Genomic DNA, 15,949 nt, shown 5'->3' on the forward strand with positions numbered 1-15,949 from the left:
CTCAGCCGGCCTGGGCCGCCGCGAACGGAACGAAGGCGGCCCAGGCGGAGGGGTGGAGGCCGAGGGGGGTGAGGGTGGTGTCCTTGGAGTCACGGACGTGGATGGTGCGGGGGGTTGCGGCGACCTCTATGCAGTTGTCGCCTGCGGTGCCGCTGTAGGTGGACTTGCGCCATTCCAGGGCGACCTCGACGCAGTTGTCGCCCTCGGTACCGCTGTAACTGGGCTTGAACCAGGCCAGTTCGGGGGTGCTCATAGCGCTCCTCTAATCCGCTCCAACAGGCCCACGGAGTCCAGCGGATTGAGGGCCTGTGCGCGGAGTGTCGCATATCGGCGGTGCAGAACGGCGGCCTCTTTTGCGTCGGCGACCAGCCGCCCGGTCTCCTGCCCCTCCGCATAGGCGAGATGGCGCCCGTCAGGTGTTTCCAGCAGAGCCAGCGGACCATCCAGCCCCGCGTGCGCCTCGCACTCCAACGGCACGATCTGGATCTCGACGTTGCGCAGGTGAGCGCACGCCAGCATGTAATCGATAAGCCCCCGCAGGACCTCGGCGCCCCCCAGCCGACGCCGGACGACATGCTCGTCCAGGACGAAGCTGAACGACGTGTTGGGGCGCTCACGAAACATCCGCTGCCGCTCCATGCGCGCCGCGACCTGCGCTTCCAACTGCTCGTCCGACAGCGGCGGAAGACGGTTGCTGAACACCGCTCGTGCGTACCCCTCGGACTGCAACAGCCCCGGCGCCAAGCGGCACTCATACGTCGCGAGGTACACCGCCTCCCGCTCCAACCTCGCCCACGTCCTGAACCAAGCCGCCAACCCCGGCTGTCGGCTCATGTGCCGGAACGCACCGCGCACCGCCCCCGTCGTGCCCGTCGCCCCCTCCGCCAGTTCCACGAACCGCTGGTCCGCCAACCGGCGTCCCAACTCGATCGACGCCACCGAGTGCTTGGACAGATGGACGCGCGCCCCGAACTCCTCCCGGCTCAACCCGGCGTGCTCCCGCAGCGCCTGCACCACCGCACCGAACGCCTTCATGCTGTCCGACGACTCGGGCTCACCACCCGGCCCCTGTGACGCCCACTCAACACCGTGCACCATCAACCCAGCGTGACGGGACGATCACCGTACTGTCCATCGAACGCCACGTACTCTCCTCTCAGTACGCGGGGCATGTGAACGGAGTTGCGATGGGCGAGCAGGAGAGCGGCGGCATAGCGCGGGAGTACCGCAGGACCCGGCGGATACCGCCCCAGGCGGCCCTGACGATGACCGCCGCCGCACTGGTCGGCACCGTCTCCGTGCTGTCGATGACGGTGTCCTCCCGCGAGTCTGCCTGGAACGGCTTCGCCCTCGCGACCTGGACGGCCGTCGTCGCCCGGACCGCGCTTGAGCAGTGGCGGGCGCGGACGTCCGTCACCGCCGACGGCGTCACCGTACGCGGACCGCTCCGCACCCGTACCTGGCCCTGGTCCGACGTGTACGGCCTCCGCGTCGAGGACAACAGGCACGGCTTCCCCCGCTGGTCGGGGTATCTGTACGCCGTCGACGGGCGCCGGGCCCGCCTCCCGCAGATCGACGAGTACCAGCTGGCCGACCCGATCGCCGAGGTCGCCGACCTGTACGCCACCGCCGTAAGCCTCGGGCTCGTGTCGCCGCAGACGCGGCCCGACATGGAGGAGCGGATCGAGCGCGGGGCGCGGCGGCGCAAGGCATGGCAGCGGTCGGCCATCACCGTCGTGGTGGTCGCGGCCATCATGTTCGTGTTCGACAGCTGGCTCCTCTTCACCGACCGGCCGACGCATACGTTCCTGCTGGTCCTGTGCGTCCCGGTGCTCTGCCACCCGCTCGCCTTCCTCGTCCTGGACCGCGTCGGCGAGGCACGGGCCGCCCGCGCCTCGTGACACCGGATCCTCAGTCCTCGTCCTCCTCATCGGGCAGCTCGAACACGGAGTACACGCTCAGACACAGCGGCTCGTCCTCTCCTTAGAGGTGGTCCCACGACACGTCGGTGACGAGATGTGCCACCGGTCCGCGACGTGAATCGCGTCCGGGGCGCCGAGTCGTCCGGCCTCGGCGTATGCGGTGGCCCTGTCGCGACGGATCACCTCGACGCCGGGATGGTCGGCGAGCCAGGCGGCCACCGTCGCCGTGGCCCGGTCGGGCAGCAGATCGATGGGACGGCGCGTGTCGACAACCAGCAGGATCGTGCCGTGGTCGTGTCCCGTGCGCAGGGCGAACTCGTCCACCCCGAGCACCCGCGGCGTGTGCGCTTTGGCTCCGGCAGACGGCGTATCAGCCGCCGGAGCGTCGACCGGCTCGCCCGGACCGCGAGCGTGTTCGCCAAGCGGGCCCCCGGCCCGGCCGGCCGGCGCCACCCCTACCTGTTGCAGCACCTTCTGCGGCCCGGTACTTCGCCTCCCGTGCCGGAACGTGAGTCCGTCGACCTGCTCGACGAACATGGCCCGCCGGCAGGCGCGGTCACGACAGCGGAACCGCCGGACCTGTAACTCGATCAACACGGGACGCACGGCGACCGCAGTATCGGCGAGGCGGCGCACGTATCGACCGTGCACCCGGCCGGACACCGTCCCGCAGGCGGGACATGCGGCCCGTTCCGCCGATGCACGGGCCCGCACTACCACCAACTCGCCGTCGGCCACTGCGTTTTCGTTCATTACGCCATCGACCTGGTGGAACCACAGGTCCTGGAGGAACGCATCACCCACGGCCGTTCATGATCGCGCTTGTGGTGGCCCTCCGTGGCCCCGGCACGCCCCGACCTGTGGGCTTTGACAGGTTCGCGATCTGTGCCCCATCATCAAATCACTAGTCGACTAGTGAAATGGTGGTGAAGGGGTTGGAGTTCCGCATCGACAGGCGGAGCGGGGTCGCCGCCTATCAGCAGATCGTTCAGCAGACCAAGCAGGCGCTGCGGCTCGGCGTACTCGGGCCCGGCGACCAGTTGCCCACGGCCAAGTCGGTGGCGCAGACCTCCGCGGTCAATCCCAACACCACGCTCAAGGCGTACCGCGAGCTGGAGCGGGAGGGGCTGGTGGAAGCGCGGCCGGGGCTGGGGACGTTCGTGCGTCAGTCGCTGGCCCGTCCGCAGGCGCCGGTGGATTCGCTGCTGCGCGGCGAGTTGGAGAGCTGGATGGACCGGGCCCGCGAGGCGGGTCTTGAGCAGGACGACGTGACTGCTCTGGTCACGTCGGTGATGGAGGAGCGGTACGCCGGGACCGGGCCTGCCGCCGACCACGCGGGACCGACGGGCCCAGTGGAACCAGCAGGAACCGCAGCACCAGCAGGAACCACAGCACCAGCAATAACCGCAGGAACCACAGGAACCACAGGAACGACGGGGACAAGGGGACACGCATGATGAGTTACGAAACGGGCTACGGGGGCCCGGCCGAAACGTCCGCGATAGAAGCCCGCGGGGTGGGCCGGAAGTACCGCCGTGGCTGGGCGCTGCGGGACTGCTCCTTCCGGCTGCCGGCCGGGCGGATCTGCGGTCTGGTGGGTCCCAACGGGGCCGGCAAGACCACGCTGATGGCCATCGCCGCCAACCTGCTGGCGCCGACCACCGGCACCCTGCGCGTGTTCGGCGCGGCCCCGGAGTCGGCGGAGGCAACCCGGCGTACCGCGTTCCTCGCCCAGGAGAAACCCCTGTTCCGGCGCTTCACCGTCGCCGAGACCCTGCGGATGGGGCGAGAACTGAACCCCGGCTGGGACCAGCGGGCCGCCGAGGACATCGTCCGCGCGGGCAATGTGCCCCTCGACGCGAAGATCGGCACCCTCTCCGGCGGCCAGCGCACCCGGGTGGCCTTCGCCGTCTCCTTCGGCAAGCGTCCCGACCTGCTGCTCCTCGACGAACCGATGTCCGACCTCGACCCGCTGGTGCGCCATGAGCTGATGGGCACCCTGCTGGCCGAGGCCGCCGAGCGCGGCACCACCGTGCTGATGTCCACCCACATGCTCGCCGAACTGGAGAACACCTGCGACTACCTGCTGGTCATCGCGGGCGGCCGGCTGCGTCTGGCCGGTGAGGTCGAAGAACTGCGCACCTCCCACGCCGTGCTGACCGGGGTCCACTCAGACGGGCGGACGCCGGCGGAGCTGGTGTATCACACCGTGGTCGAGACCCGCACCAGCGGACGGCAGTTCACCTCACTGATACGCCCCGACGGGCCGGTCAACGGCGGCCCCTGGGAGGCGAGCACCCCGAACCTGGAGGAACTCCTGCTCGCCTATCTGCGCTCGCCCGAGGCCCCGCCGCTGATCAGTCCCAGTTCCTACGTCGCCCCGCAGGCGGTGGCGGCATGAGCACGATGACCGGCACCGGCGGCACCTCCTACGACTCCGCCGCCGCAGAAGCCGGCCGTGGTCGCGGTCGCGGCCTCCGGCTCAGCGGCATGACCTGGCTCGTCTGGCGTCAGCACCGCGCCGCCTACTGGACGCTGCTGGCCGCCGCCGCGGTCACCGTCGCGGTGCTCGTCCACCAACGCCAGCAGATGATCACGTACCTCGACGGGTACGGCTATCCCCACCTCAAGTCCGGCTGGGAGGACAAGTTCGATCAGAAGCCGCTCAATGCGGCCGCCGGTCTGCTCGGGCTCCTGCCCGTCGTGATCGGCGTGCTCCTCGGTCCGCCCCTGCTCGCCGGCGACCTGGAGAGCGGCACCGCCAAGCTGGTCAACGCGCAGTCCGTGAGCCGCGTCCGCTGGCTCGTCACCAAGCTCGGTGTGACCACGCTCGTGGTCGTGGTGTGCGCCACGGCGGTCTCCGCCGCGTTCACCTGGTGGTGGTCGCCGGTCAAGTCGACGTCATACGTCCTGACGTGGGCCGAACCCGGCGCCTTCGACAACAGCGGACCCGTGCCCGTGGCGCTCACCCTGCTCACGGTCGTCGGTGGCGTGGCCATCGGCATGCTGCTGCGCCGGACCCTGCTGGCCATGGTCGTCACCCTGGGCTTCGCCGTCGCGCTGCAGGTGGTGTGGTCGTACGTCCGGACGTCCCTCGGGAACGTCATCACGGTCACCAGCCACAACGGTGTGGGTGACAACAGCCGGCCGCACCTGCCCGACAACGCCTACGTCCTGGACGAGTTCTACCTCACGGCCTCCGGCGACCTCATCGGCTGGGGCAGCTGCGCCGAGGCCACGGAGAAGGCCCGCAACGCCTGCCTGGACGAGGCGCAGGTCGTCGGCTGGTCGGTCGACTACATCCCGTTCTCCCAGATGCCGGCCATGCAGTGGCTCGGCGCCTCGATCCTGCTGGCCCTGACCGCCGGCATCGCGGCGTTCGTCATCCTCTGGGGTCGCAAGCGCCTCGTCTGACATCTGTCCGAGCGCCTCGTCCGACCCGATCCTCCTCGCAGTTCTCTCTCTGTACGCGGCCGAGCGGCCACAGTGCCGCTCGGTCGCGCCCTGATGCTGCCCCGATTCGGCGAGTGAATCGCCATGAACCATGTCGAAAGGCCTGAGTTGAAGTCGCACAAGCGCAGAAAACGAGTGGTCACCACCGTCCCGTTGGCGGCCGCCCTGGCGGCCGCGCTCGGCGCCGGACTGCTGATGAGCACGTCCGACAGTGCCCAGGCCGCCCCGTCGGGGCCCCTGGCCGGCGTCCCCGCGAGGACCGTCACCCTCGTCACCGGCGACAGAGTGACCCTCGGCGCCGAGGGCAAGGTCACCGGCGTGGTGGCCGCCGAGGGCCGCGAGGGGATGGCCTTCCGCGTCCAGCAGGCCGAGGGCCACGCGTACGTCCTGCCGCGCGACGCCGAACCGCTGATCGCGAACGGGACCGCCGACCGGCGGCTGTTCGACGTGACGAGACTGGTGAGTTCGCGCTACGACGACGCCCGCCGCTCCGACCTGCCGCTGATCGTCACCTACGACAAGGGCACGTCCCTGTCGGCGAGCACGTTCCGCAGCGCGGGTGCGACCGTCCGACGGGATCTGCCGAGCATCAACGGTGACGCCGTACGCGCCCGTAAGTCCGAGGGCGCGGATCTGTGGGAGACCCTCACCAGCGGCACCGGCTCCGCGAAGGTCAGGAAGATCTGGCTGGACGGGAAGGTGAAGGCGACCCTGGACAGGAGCGTGCCGCAGATCGGCGCGCCCGCGGCGCACACGGCGGGATACGACGGCAAGGGCGTCGAGGTCGCCGTCCTCGACACCGGCATCGACGCCACGCATCCGGACCTCAAGGACCGTATCGAGGCGGTGAAGAACTTCTCCGCGTCAGCGGACACCGTCGACCGAGCGGGCCACGGCACGCACGTGGCCTCGACGATCGCGGGTTCCGGGGCAGCCTCTCCCTCGGGCGCGAAGTACGCGGGCGTCGCGCCCGGCGCCCGGCTCCTCGTCGGCAAGGTGCTCGACGACTCCGGCGAGGGCGACGACTCCGGCGTCATCGCCGGCATGCAGTGGGCCGTGGCGCAGGGCGCCAAGGTCGTCAACATGAGCCTGGGCGGGGAGGACCGCCCCGGCATCGACCCCGTCGAGCAGGCCGTCAACGACCTGTCGGCCGACTCCGGCACCCTGTTCGTCATAGCCGCCGGCAACGAGGGCCCGGGCGAAGGCACCATCGGTACCCCCGGCAGCGCGGCCGCCGCGCTCACCGTCGGCGCGGTCGACCGCCGGGACGCCATCGCCGAGTTCTCCAGCCGAGGCCCCACGGCCGACGGCTTCCTCAAGCCCGACGTCACCGCACCGGGCGTGGACATCGTCGCCGCCAAGGCCGCCGACGGCGGCATGGGCGACCCCGCCGCCGACGGCTATGTCTCCATGAGCGGTACGTCGATGGCGACCCCGCACGTGGCGGGCGCCGCGGCGATCCTGGCGCAGGAACACCCGGACTGGACCGGCCCGCAGATCAAGGCCGCCCTCACCGCCTCCGCGAAACCGGCCGCCACCACCTCCGCGTACACCCAGGGCACCGGCCGGGTGGACGTCGCCAGGGCCATCACCCAGCAGCTCACCAGCAGTCCGACCGCGCTGGGCTTCGGGACCCAGACGTACCCCCACACCGACGACCGGCCGATCACCAAGGACGTCACCTACCGCAACGCGGGCACCGAGCCGGTCACCCTCGACCTGGCCACCGAGGCCTACGGCAACGACGGAAAACCTGCCGCCGAGGGCCTGTTCACCGTCTCGCCGCAGCGGCTCACCGTCCCGGCGGGCGGTGAGGCGAGCGCCACCGTGACCACCGACACCCGCGTGGGAACGGCCGAAGGCAGCTTCGGCGGCTCGCTGACCGCCACCACCGCCGACGGCACGGCGACCGCGCGCACCTCCCTGGGCGTGGTCCGCGAGGTCGAGTCGTACGACCTGACCCTCAAGCACCTCGACCTCAAGGGCAAGGCCCTCGGCGACGCCTCGACGAGTATCTACGGCCTGGACAACGACATCTGGACGGAGGCCTCCGACGAGAAGGACGGCGAGGTCACCATCCGTCTGCCGAAGGGGCGTTACGCCCTGGAAGGCGTGCTCCGCACCGTCAGCACCGGAGGGTCCGTGCTGCTGCACCCGAAGTTCGCGCTGACCGAGGACACGACCCTGGTCATGGACGCCCGGAAGACGAAGCCCGTCAGGATCACCGTGCCGGACGGCGCGGCCAAGCCCGCAGGCGCGATGTTCTTCCTCCACGTCGACGTCAACGACAAGCCGTACACCTCCGTGTACGACGTCCCCTCCTTCGGCAGCATCCGCGTCGGACAGCTCGGCGCCCCGGCCCCGGCCGCCGAGGTGTCCGCGATGTACCACGGCATCTGGACCCACAAGGCCGTCAACTACCGGCTGGCCTGGAACCGTACGGGTGACCTGTCCGGCTTCACCGAGAACGTGAAGCGCGCCCAGCTCACCAAGGTCAAGGTCGTCGTCGGTACGCCCGTCAAGGGCAGGACCACGACCATCAACGCCGCACCGCTGATGTACGGCGGCTTCTACAACCCGCACTCGACCGAGGGCCGTCTGCCGCTGACCGGCACCGACTACGTGCTGCCCAACGGAATCAAGTGGTTCCACCAGGCCAGCCAGTACGGCGCCCCCGACGCCGAGGGCGAGCCGACGTGGGAGAGCACGCAGGCCGGCGTCCCCAGGGCGTACGCGGCGGGCAAGGACCACACCCAGCGCTTCAACGTCGGCGTCTTCGGCCCGTCCCTCCCCTCGGGCCCCCTCTCGGCCGTCCTCGACCGGCCCGAAGCGGTCCGCGTCGGCGACACCTTCACGGCGTACCTACCGCTGTTCTCCGACGGTGCGGGCAACCTGGGGACCTCCGATCACACCAAGGCCAGGAGCTCCCTCCACGCCGACGGCAAGAAGATCTTCGCCGTGAACGCCCCGCTCGACGGCGACTCGTACACGGTTCCCGCGGGCAAGCGAACCTACAAGCTCGCCGTGGACGTCTCCCGCGACCCGGCACGGTTCGCGGTCAGCACCCGTACGACCGCCACCTGGACCTTCACCTCGGCCCATGTCCCCGGCGACACCCCCGAGCGGCTCCCGCTGACGGTCGTCCGCTACACGCCCAACCTGTCGACGGCCAGTACTGCCAAGGCCGGTACGACCCTCACCGTGCCCTTCAGGCTCCAGGGCGCGGCCACCAAGGCCGCCACGCTGCGCAAGCTGGCCTTCACCGTCTCCTACGACGACGGCAGAACCTGGAAGAAGGCCCCCGCGGTGAACGGCAAGCTGCTCAAGCTGCGCAGCCCCGCCGAGCCCGGCCCCGTCTCCCTTCGGGTCGCCCTCACCGACGCCGACGGCAACACCCTGACCCAGACCATCCACCGCGCCTACCGCACCACCAAGTAGACGACAACGACGCAGTCGGCCCCTGCCGGGCTCCCGGCGGGGGCCCACTGCGTCGCCGCCGGGCAGCGAAGCCCCACCGCGCACCGCACCAGCTCGCTGGTCAGGTGCCGGAGAGGAGGAGTAGGCCACGATGAGCCTGTTCGGGGACGGCCTGGAGGCCGCGGTGCAGAAGGCGTTCACCCGCCCGGCGCCGAAGTCGGCCGGCGCGCAGAAGCGGTACCTGGTCAAGCAGCTCAAGGGCACGAAGGCGGTCGCCCAGATGCTGCGGGTCTCCCAGCGCACCGTCGAGCGGTATGTGAAGGAGATCAAGAAGCCGCGTCCGGACCTCGCCGCGCGCCTGGAGCGCGGGGTGAAGGCCCGGTGGCAGCCGCAGATCCGGGCCAAGGCCCGCGAGAAGGCGGGGGTCGCGGCAAGGGTCGCGGCAATCGGCTCGGGTTCCCTCTTGCGTGCGCACCCGACGAGCCCCCATCATCAGGAATCCTGATGATTTAACTTTGTAGCGATGGGGCTCGCCATGTCACTCAAGTCACAGATACAGGCCAGAGGCGTCCAGTTGCTCTTCGGCCGCATCATGAGCCGGGTGCACGAGGACCTGCGCTTCACCGACATCCCGCGGCACACGGAAACCATCCAGGTGGAGACCGGCGCCGGGACGGTGACCTGCACCGTCTACCGCCCGCCCGCCACGACCCCCGACCCCGCTCCGGTGTACGTGAACTTCCACGGCGGCGGTTTCGTGGTCGCCCGCCCCCAGCAGGACGACCACCTGTGCCGCTACATCGCCGCCACGGCCGGCTGCGTGGTGATCAACGTGGACTACGGGGTCGCCCCGCAGCACCCGTACCCCGCACCCGTCATCCAGGCGTACGACGTCACCGCCTGGGTGGCCGAGAACGGCTCCGCCCACAACTGGGACGGCTCGCGCATCGCCGTGGGCGGGCACAGCGCCGGGGCCAACCTGACCGCCGCGGTCTGCCGCACGGCCCGGGACCGCGGCACCTTCACACCCCGGCTGCAGATCATCGACTCGGCTCCGCTCGACCAGCTGGAGGACCCGGCCACCAAGCAGTCCCCCATCGCCAAACCCCTGCTCGCGCCGGGGCTCATGCGGATCTTCACCGCCGCCTACGTCCCGGACCCCGCCGATCTGACGCATCCGCTGGTGTCGCCCGCACTGGCCGACGACCTGGCCGGACTGCCGCCCGCGCTGGTCATCACCGCGGAGCACGACCGCCTGCGCGACGAGGGCGACGCCTACGCCAAGGCCCTGGAAGCCGCGGGCGTTCCGGTCACCCACCGCTGTTTCGAGGGCGTCGACCACTACTTCACGCACACCGGCCCGGTGGCGGCCGGGAAGGAGGCCATCGACCTGATGGCCACCACCCTGCGCACGGCCCTCAGCGCCTGACACGCCTGATCAAGCCGCGTCACCGAGCCACATCACTCACCCAGCGACTCGAACCGCCAGCGGTGCACCGCCCGGCTGACCAACTCGGCCTCGGGCTCCGGCAGTTCCGGCAGCTCGGCGTCGTAGTCCGCGTCCCACCAGGTGATGACGAGCACCCGGTCCTGCGGAGCCCGCAGGGTCTCGCGGCGCAGCGGCCGTACCGGGAGCCGCTGGTCCCGGGCCCAGGCGAGCAGTTCCCCACCCCGCCCGGGGACCGCCCGGGCCTCCCACATCAGGGCCACGGTCACGAGTACAGGTTCTCCTTGCTCACCTCGTGGACGTGGTCGTGCGTGTGGGACGTGCCGGGTACGTGCGGGTCGGTGACCGGCAGGGAGGAGTCGGCCGACAGGTCCCAGGCGGAGGCGGCGCGGCCCCGTGCGACCATCTCGGCGCCGAGCGCGGCCACCATCGCCCCGTTGTCCGTGCACAGCTTGGGGCGCGGCACCCGGAGCCGGATACCGGCCGCCTCGCAGCGCTCCTGGGCGAGCGCCCGCAGCCGGGAGTTGGCGGCGACCCCGCCGCCGATCATCAGATGGTCGACACCCTCGTCCTTGCACGCCCGAACGGCCTTGCGGGTGAGGACGTCGACCACCGCCTCCTGGAAGGAGGCCGCCACGTCCCGCACCGGCACCTCCTCGCCCGCCGCCCGCTTGGCCTCGATCCAGCGGGCCACGGCGGTCTTCAGCCCGGAGAAGGAGAAGTCGTAGAGGGGGTCGCGGGGGCCGGTCAGTCCGCGCGGGAAGGCGATCGCGTCCGGGTCGCCCTCCCTGGCGTAGCGGTCGATGACCGGTCCGCCGGGGAACCCGAGGTCGAGCACACGGGCGATCTTGTCGAAGGCCTCACCGGCCGCGTCGTCGATCGTCGAGCCCATGGGCCGTACGTCCGACGTGATGTCCGTCGACAGCAGCAGCGACGAGTGGCCGCCGCTGACGAGCAGCGCCATCGTCGGCTCGGGCAGCGCCCCGTGCTCCAGCTGGTCGACGCAGATGTGGGACGCCAGGTGGTTGACGCCGTAGAGCGGCTTGCCCAGCGCGTACGCGTACGCCTTCGCCGCCGAGACGCCGACGAGCAGCGCGCCGGCGAGGCCGGGACCGGCGGTGACGGCGATGCCGTCGAGGTCCCTGGCGCTGACGCCCGCCTCCTTCAGCGCGCGGTCGATGGTCGGGACCATCGCCTCCAGGTGGGCGCGGGAGGCCACCTCGGGTACGACGCCGCCGAAGCGGGCGTGCTCGTCGACACTGGACGCGATCGCGTCCGCGAGGAGGGTGTGACCGCGGACGATGCCCACGCCGGTCTCGTCGCAGGAGGTCTCGATCCCCAGGACCAGGGGTTCGTCAGCCATTGATCTCGGTTCCTTGTACGGATGTGGAGGGGTCGTTGAGGCGCATGACGAGGGCGTCCACGTTCCCCGGCTGGTAGTAGCCGCGCCGGAAGCCGATCGCCTCGAAGCCGAAGCGCTCGTACAGCTTCTGGGCGCGGACGTTGTCGACCCGGCATTCGAGCATCACCTGGGCGCACTCGAAGGCGGTGGCGGCCCGCAGCAGCTCGGTCAGGAGCACTGCGCCGAGGCCGGTGCCCCAGTGGTCGCGGGCGACGGCGATGGTCTGGACGTCGGCGACGTCACCGGCGGCCGCGAGGCCCCCGTACCCGATGATCCGGCCGTCCTCCGGGGACTCGGCCACGTAGTACCGGCGGGTCGCCTCCGGCCCGCGCGCGTGGGCCAGGTCCGACCAGAACATGCCGCGGGACCAGGCGTCCTCGGGGAAGAGGTCCTTCTCCAGCACCAGTACGGGCTCGATGTCCCACCAGCGCATCTCGCGCAGCACCGCGGTCGTCACTTGGGGGTGACCACCTTGTAGTTCTTGGGCACCTGGGCGTCGGGCCGGCGCAGATACAGCGGCCGCGGCGCCTCCAGTTCCTCGCCCTTGGCCAGCCGCTCCGCCGCGAGGGAGGCGAGCGCCGCCGCCGACACGTACTCGGGGGCGCGGGCGTCGGGGAAGGTGTCGGGGTAGAGCAGCGCCCCCGCGCCCACGGCCGGCAGCCCGGCCACGGCCTCGGCGATCTCGGCGGGCCGGTCGACGGCCGGGTCCGTCACCCGGGTGCGCGCGTCCTCGTACCGCGCCCAGTACACCTCCTTGCGCCGTGCGTCGGTGGCCGCCACGAACGGCCCCTCGACGTCGGCCGCGTACGCGAGCGCGTCAAGGGTGCACAGGCCGTGGACGGGGACCCCGAGGGCGAGGCCGAAGGTGTCGGCGGTCATCAGGCCGACGCGGAGCCCGGTGTAGGGGCCGGGCCCGGTGCCCACGACGATCGCGGTGACGGCGTCGAGGCGGGCGCCCGCCTCGGCGAGGACCCGGTCGACGGCGGGCAGCAGCAGTTCCCCATGGCGACGGGCGTCCACCTGGCTCGACGCGGCGACGACATCCGTCCCGTCGTGCAGCGCGACGGTGACGGCGGGGGTGGCGGTATCCAGAGCGAGCAAGAGCACGCAAACAGCCTACGGCGCTTCGGCCCCGACGACGGCCGACCCGGTGCACCGTCCCTCTGCTGCTACCGTCACAGCACATACGTACTTCAAGGGCGTACGTGGGTACGAGAGGTGGGCGCAGAAGGTGGCCAGCAGCAGCTCGGGATTCGTGGCCGGGCTCACGGCGGCGGCGATCGCCGCAGTCGGTTTCCTCACCTACCAGGCGTCGGCCAACGCGCCGGACGACCTCGGCAAACCGCGCGCCTCCGAGACGCCGTCGGCCAAGAAGTCGAAGGCGCCCGCCGGCAAGGAGAGCGAGAGGGACGACCGCCTTCCCGAGGACTCGGGCACCGGCGAGCGTGTCGTCTACTCCCTGGACGAGGACCGCGTCTGGCTGGTCGGCGCCAACGAGAAGGTCACCCGCACCTTCGAGGTCACCCCCAGCGCGGTCGACCCCACCCCCGCCACCTACACCGTCACGTCCCGCTCGGCCTCCGTCACGGGCTCCGACGGCACCCCCATCGAACACGTCGTCCGCTTCGCCTCGGTCGACGGCGTGGTGATCGGCTTCAGCGCGGCGGTGGACGGCTCCACACCCCGGCCGGACCCCGCCGTCAAGACGGGCGGCATCCGGGAGTCCCGCAAGGACGGCCAGGCGATGTGGCGGTTCGCGGGCATCGGCACCAAGGTGGTCGTGGTCGAGTAAGAGCTCCGAACAAGAGTGGAGCCCTGCTCGGACTCCACTCTTGTTCGGAGCTCTAAGGGCCTGTCGAGGCAAGGGGGCACACAACAGGGGCGCGGAGAACCGCGCGTCAAGCCCCCACTCACCCGCAGCCGCGACCCGACCCCGGTCACCCCTCGCGGGGCGCACGCCGCACACAGCCCGGTCGTACCGCTCACGCAGCCCTGGGGTGCCGCCCCTTCCTTGCCCGCCGCTCCTCCACCCGAACGGGCGGAGCCGCCGGCGGCGTGGACACCGCCTCAGCCGCCGCGCACGCCGCCAGCAGGTCCCGCATCGACACCCCGGCGACCCCGGAGGCCGCCGCGGAGGCCACTCCGGACGGCCGCCCGTCCCGTCGCTCCGAACCCTGCATGGACGCCTCCTGGTGCCACCGGCGAACCAAGTTAGGTAGACCTAACCAAGGACTGGTTACCATGTGACCACGCCGGAAGCGTCAAAGCAACATCTTGCCGACGCCTTGTCGGAACCGACACCGGAGGCGCCCCGGCCGCGCGGAGCCGCCCCGCTCAGGCCGACAGCACACCCAGCTCGACGGAGGCCCACCGCTCCCCGAGGCCGGTGACGGTCACCCGCCGCACCTCGTCGGTCGTGTCGCCGACCGCCCGGTGGATGACGACGTGGAGCCGGTCGTCGGTCAGCTCCTCGACCTTCCCCTCGCCCCACTCGACCACGATCACCGAGTCGGGCAGCGAGACGTCGAGATCGAGGTCCTCCATCTCGTCCAGTCCGCCGCCCAGGCGATACGCGTCGACGTGGACGAGCGGCGGTCCCTCCCCCAGCGACGGGTGCACGCGCGCGATGACGAACGTCGGCGAGGTGACGGCTCCCCGTACCCCGAGCCCCTCCCCCAGTCCCCGGGTCAGGGTCGTCTTCCCGGCGCCCAGCTCCCCGTTCAGCATGACGAGGTCACCCGAACGCAGCAGTTCGGCCAGGCGGCGGCCCAACTCCAGCATCTGCTCGGGAGACTGCACGACGGTCTCGAAGGACGTCACGGACGACGAAGCCGACGCGAACGATGCCGGGGACGACACGGACGACGAGGACGACGAGGACAGCGAGGACGATGAGGACGAGGACGATGAGGAGACCCCGGGCTCACCCGGGACGTACCGTGCTGCTGGCGCTTCCATAACCACTTACGGTAGCCCCCGCGGGCACGGCACCCGCCCGGGTGAGCAGGTCGGCGAGCCGGTCGGTGACCACCTCGGGGTGCTCCAGAATCACCAGGTGCCCGGCGTCCGGTACGAGCACCAGCTCCGCCTCCGGCAGCAGATCGGCGATCGCCTCGCTGTGCTCGCTCGGCGTGACGAGGTCCTTGACCCCGGCCAGTACGAGCACCGGCAGCTCGGCGAACGCCGCGAGCGCATCCGTCTTGTCGTGCTCGGTGAACGCCGGGTAGAACTCGGCGACGACGTCGATGGGCGTTCCCTCGATCATCCGCTCGGCGAACCGCGCGACCGCCGGGTCGACGTCCCGCGACGCGAACGAGTACCGCTTGATGATCCCGGCGAAGAGATCGGCGGTCGCCCGCCGCCCCCGCTCCACCAGCGCGGCCTGCTGCCCGAGCGCCCTGAGCACTCCCGGCAGCACCCGCCGCACCGCGTTGACACCCGCCACGGGCAGCCCGAAGTTGACCTCGCCGAGTCCCCCCGACGACGTACCCACCAGGGCGACGGCGACGACCCGCTCGCGGATCAGCTCGGGGTAGTGGGCGGCGAGGGCCATGACGGTCATCCCGCCCATGGAGTGGCCCACGAGCACGATGGGGCCCTCGGGCACGGCCGCGTCGATCACGGCCTTGAGGTCGCGCCCGAGCTGGTCGATGGTGACCGGCGCCGCGTCGGGCGCCTGGGCGCGCCCGGAGCGGCCGTGGCTGCGCTGGTCCCAGTGCACGGTCCGGACGACACCGCGCAGCGCGGCCCGCTGGAAGTGCCAGGAGTCCTGGTTGAGGCAGTAGCCGTGGCTGAAGACGACGGTGACGGGGGCGGGGGCCTTGCGGCCGAAGAGCCGGCGTCTGCGGGGCGAGAGACCGGCCTCGGGTTCCAGGTCGTCGACCTCGAAGTACAGCTCGGTGCCGTCGTCCGCGTACGCCTTGCCGGGGGTGCCGCGCAGCGTCCCGTACGGTCCCGTGGAGTCGAGCGCGAGGCGGGCCTTCCTGCGCATGCCGCGGCCGACGGTGAGCCGCTCTATGGCGACACCGGCGGCCGCGCCCGCGGCGACCACACCTATCGCCGCCCCCGCGATCCCGGCCCTGCGCCAGGTCCCGCCGGCGGCGGACGCGGCTGTGGCGGCCGCGCTCGCGACGGCCTCCACGGCCTCCGCGCTGCTCTCGCTCACATCCGGCTCCTCTTCGCCGACGTTCCGGTCCTACCGCTCCGCACACCTGTACGGAGTTACCCGTCTCGTTCGTCTTTCCACTTACTCGTGTTCAAGTACTCGCGCCGGCGCGGGCGTGTTCACGCGTGCGTGGCGGCTCACAT

At 71.2% G+C, this 15,949-nt stretch carries 16 protein-coding genes and 1 pseudogene; 8 read left to right on the forward strand and 9 right to left on the reverse strand.

Features of this window, described 5'->3' with window-relative positions; all coding sequences use genetic code 11:
- Position 1: 1 nt before the first annotated feature.
- Both AC067N_RS21915 and AC067N_RS21920 read right to left on the reverse strand, forming a co-directional pair.
- A complete protein-coding gene (locus tag AC067N_RS21915) occupies positions 2-253 on the reverse strand; it encodes a DUF397 domain-containing protein (RefSeq protein WP_478680556.1) in 252 nt (83 codons plus the stop codon).
- Entirely contained in the window at positions 250-1,098 is an 849-nt protein-coding gene (locus AC067N_RS21920; RefSeq protein WP_478680557.1) for a helix-turn-helix domain-containing protein, read from the reverse strand. Before AC067N_RS21920 ends, AC067N_RS21915 begins: the two co-directional genes overlap by 4 nt.
- An 89-nt stretch (positions 1,099-1,187) precedes the next feature.
- Here AC067N_RS21920 and AC067N_RS21925 point away from each other — a divergent pair, with 89 nt between their 5' ends.
- Positions 1,188-1,901: a PH domain-containing protein gene (locus AC067N_RS21925; RefSeq protein ID WP_478680558.1), complete on the forward strand. Its 714-nt coding sequence runs from the start codon at positions 1,188-1,190 to the stop codon at positions 1,899-1,901.
- Between the two features lie 57 nt (positions 1,902-1,958).
- On the opposite strand, the gene AC067N_RS21930 is transcribed toward AC067N_RS21925, so the two are convergent.
- Positions 1,959-2,726 carry a transposase gene (locus AC067N_RS21930; protein ID WP_478680559.1) on the reverse strand — a complete coding sequence of 256 codons (768 nt, stop codon included), beginning with the start codon at positions 2,724-2,726 and terminating at the stop codon, positions 1,959-1,961.
- Between the two features lie 116 nt (positions 2,727-2,842).
- On the opposite strand from AC067N_RS21930, the gene AC067N_RS21935 reads away from it, so the two are divergent.
- From AC067N_RS21935 to AC067N_RS21960, 6 genes and pseudogenes are all read left to right on the forward strand, one after another.
- The gene (locus AC067N_RS21935; RefSeq protein ID WP_478680560.1) at positions 2,843-3,379 is read left to right on the forward strand and encodes a GntR family transcriptional regulator; all 537 of its coding nucleotides are present in this window, start codon (positions 2,843-2,845) and stop codon (positions 3,377-3,379) included.
- Positions 3,376-4,323: an ABC transporter ATP-binding protein gene (locus AC067N_RS21940; RefSeq protein WP_478680561.1), complete on the forward strand. Its 948-nt coding sequence runs from the start codon at positions 3,376-3,378 to the stop codon at positions 4,321-4,323. The genes AC067N_RS21935 and AC067N_RS21940 overlap by 4 nt, the downstream gene beginning before the upstream one ends.
- Positions 4,320-5,336: an ABC-2 transporter permease gene (locus AC067N_RS21945; RefSeq protein WP_478680562.1), complete on the forward strand. Its 1,017-nt coding sequence runs from the start codon at positions 4,320-4,322 to the stop codon at positions 5,334-5,336. The genes AC067N_RS21940 and AC067N_RS21945 overlap by 4 nt, the downstream gene beginning before the upstream one ends.
- 123 nt (positions 5,337-5,459) lie before the next feature.
- Entirely contained in the window at positions 5,460-8,813 is a 3,354-nt protein-coding gene (locus AC067N_RS21950) for a S8 family peptidase (RefSeq protein ID WP_478680563.1), read from the forward strand.
- A gap of 130 nt (positions 8,814-8,943) precedes the next feature.
- A pseudogene (tpg, locus tag AC067N_RS21955) lies at positions 8,944-9,231 on the forward strand (telomere-protecting terminal protein Tpg); the annotation flags it as partial.
- A 96-nt stretch (positions 9,232-9,327) separates the two neighbouring features.
- Positions 9,328-10,221, forward strand: coding sequence for an alpha/beta hydrolase (locus tag AC067N_RS21960; RefSeq protein ID WP_478680564.1), 894 nt, complete (start codon positions 9,328-9,330; stop codon positions 10,219-10,221).
- A 32-nt stretch (positions 10,222-10,253) separates the two neighbouring features.
- On the opposite strand, the gene AC067N_RS21965 is transcribed toward AC067N_RS21960, so the two are convergent.
- From AC067N_RS21965 to tsaB, 4 genes are read right to left on the reverse strand one after another with little or no spacing between them, the layout of a single operon-like run.
- A complete protein-coding gene (locus tag AC067N_RS21965) occupies positions 10,254-10,508 on the reverse strand; it encodes a hypothetical protein (RefSeq protein ID WP_478680565.1) in 255 nt (84 codons plus the stop codon).
- Positions 10,505-11,602 carry a tRNA (adenosine(37)-N6)-threonylcarbamoyltransferase complex transferase subunit TsaD gene (gene tsaD / locus AC067N_RS21970; protein ID WP_478680566.1) on the reverse strand — a complete coding sequence of 366 codons (1,098 nt, stop codon included), beginning with the start codon at positions 11,600-11,602 and terminating at the stop codon, positions 10,505-10,507. The genes AC067N_RS21965 and tsaD overlap by 4 nt, the downstream gene beginning before the upstream one ends.
- Entirely contained in the window at positions 11,595-12,098 is a 504-nt protein-coding gene (gene rimI / locus AC067N_RS21975) for a ribosomal protein S18-alanine N-acetyltransferase (RefSeq protein ID WP_478680567.1), read from the reverse strand. Before rimI ends, tsaD begins: the two co-directional genes overlap by 8 nt.
- A complete protein-coding gene (tsaB, locus tag AC067N_RS21980) occupies positions 12,095-12,748 on the reverse strand; it encodes a tRNA (adenosine(37)-N6)-threonylcarbamoyltransferase complex dimerization subunit type 1 TsaB (RefSeq protein ID WP_478680568.1) in 654 nt (217 codons plus the stop codon). Before tsaB ends, rimI begins: the two co-directional genes overlap by 4 nt.
- 124 nt (positions 12,749-12,872) lie before the next feature.
- On the opposite strand from tsaB, the gene AC067N_RS21985 reads away from it, so the two are divergent.
- Positions 12,873-13,433 carry a hypothetical protein gene (locus AC067N_RS21985; protein ID WP_478680569.1) on the forward strand — a complete coding sequence of 187 codons (561 nt, stop codon included), beginning with the start codon at positions 12,873-12,875 and terminating at the stop codon, positions 13,431-13,433.
- 542 nt (positions 13,434-13,975) lie between these two features.
- Here the strand turns inward: AC067N_RS21985 and tsaE are convergent.
- Both tsaE and AC067N_RS21995 read right to left on the reverse strand, forming a co-directional pair.
- A complete protein-coding gene (gene tsaE / locus AC067N_RS21990) occupies positions 13,976-14,461 on the reverse strand; it encodes a tRNA (adenosine(37)-N6)-threonylcarbamoyltransferase complex ATPase subunit type 1 TsaE (protein ID WP_478680570.1) in 486 nt (161 codons plus the stop codon).
- A 103-nt stretch (positions 14,462-14,564) separates the two neighbouring features.
- Entirely contained in the window at positions 14,565-15,806 is a 1,242-nt protein-coding gene (locus AC067N_RS21995) for an alpha/beta fold hydrolase (protein ID WP_478680571.1), read from the reverse strand.
- Positions 15,807-15,949 lie beyond the last annotated feature (143 nt).

This window comes from Streptomyces sp. NPDC042364 (assembly GCF_056437585.1).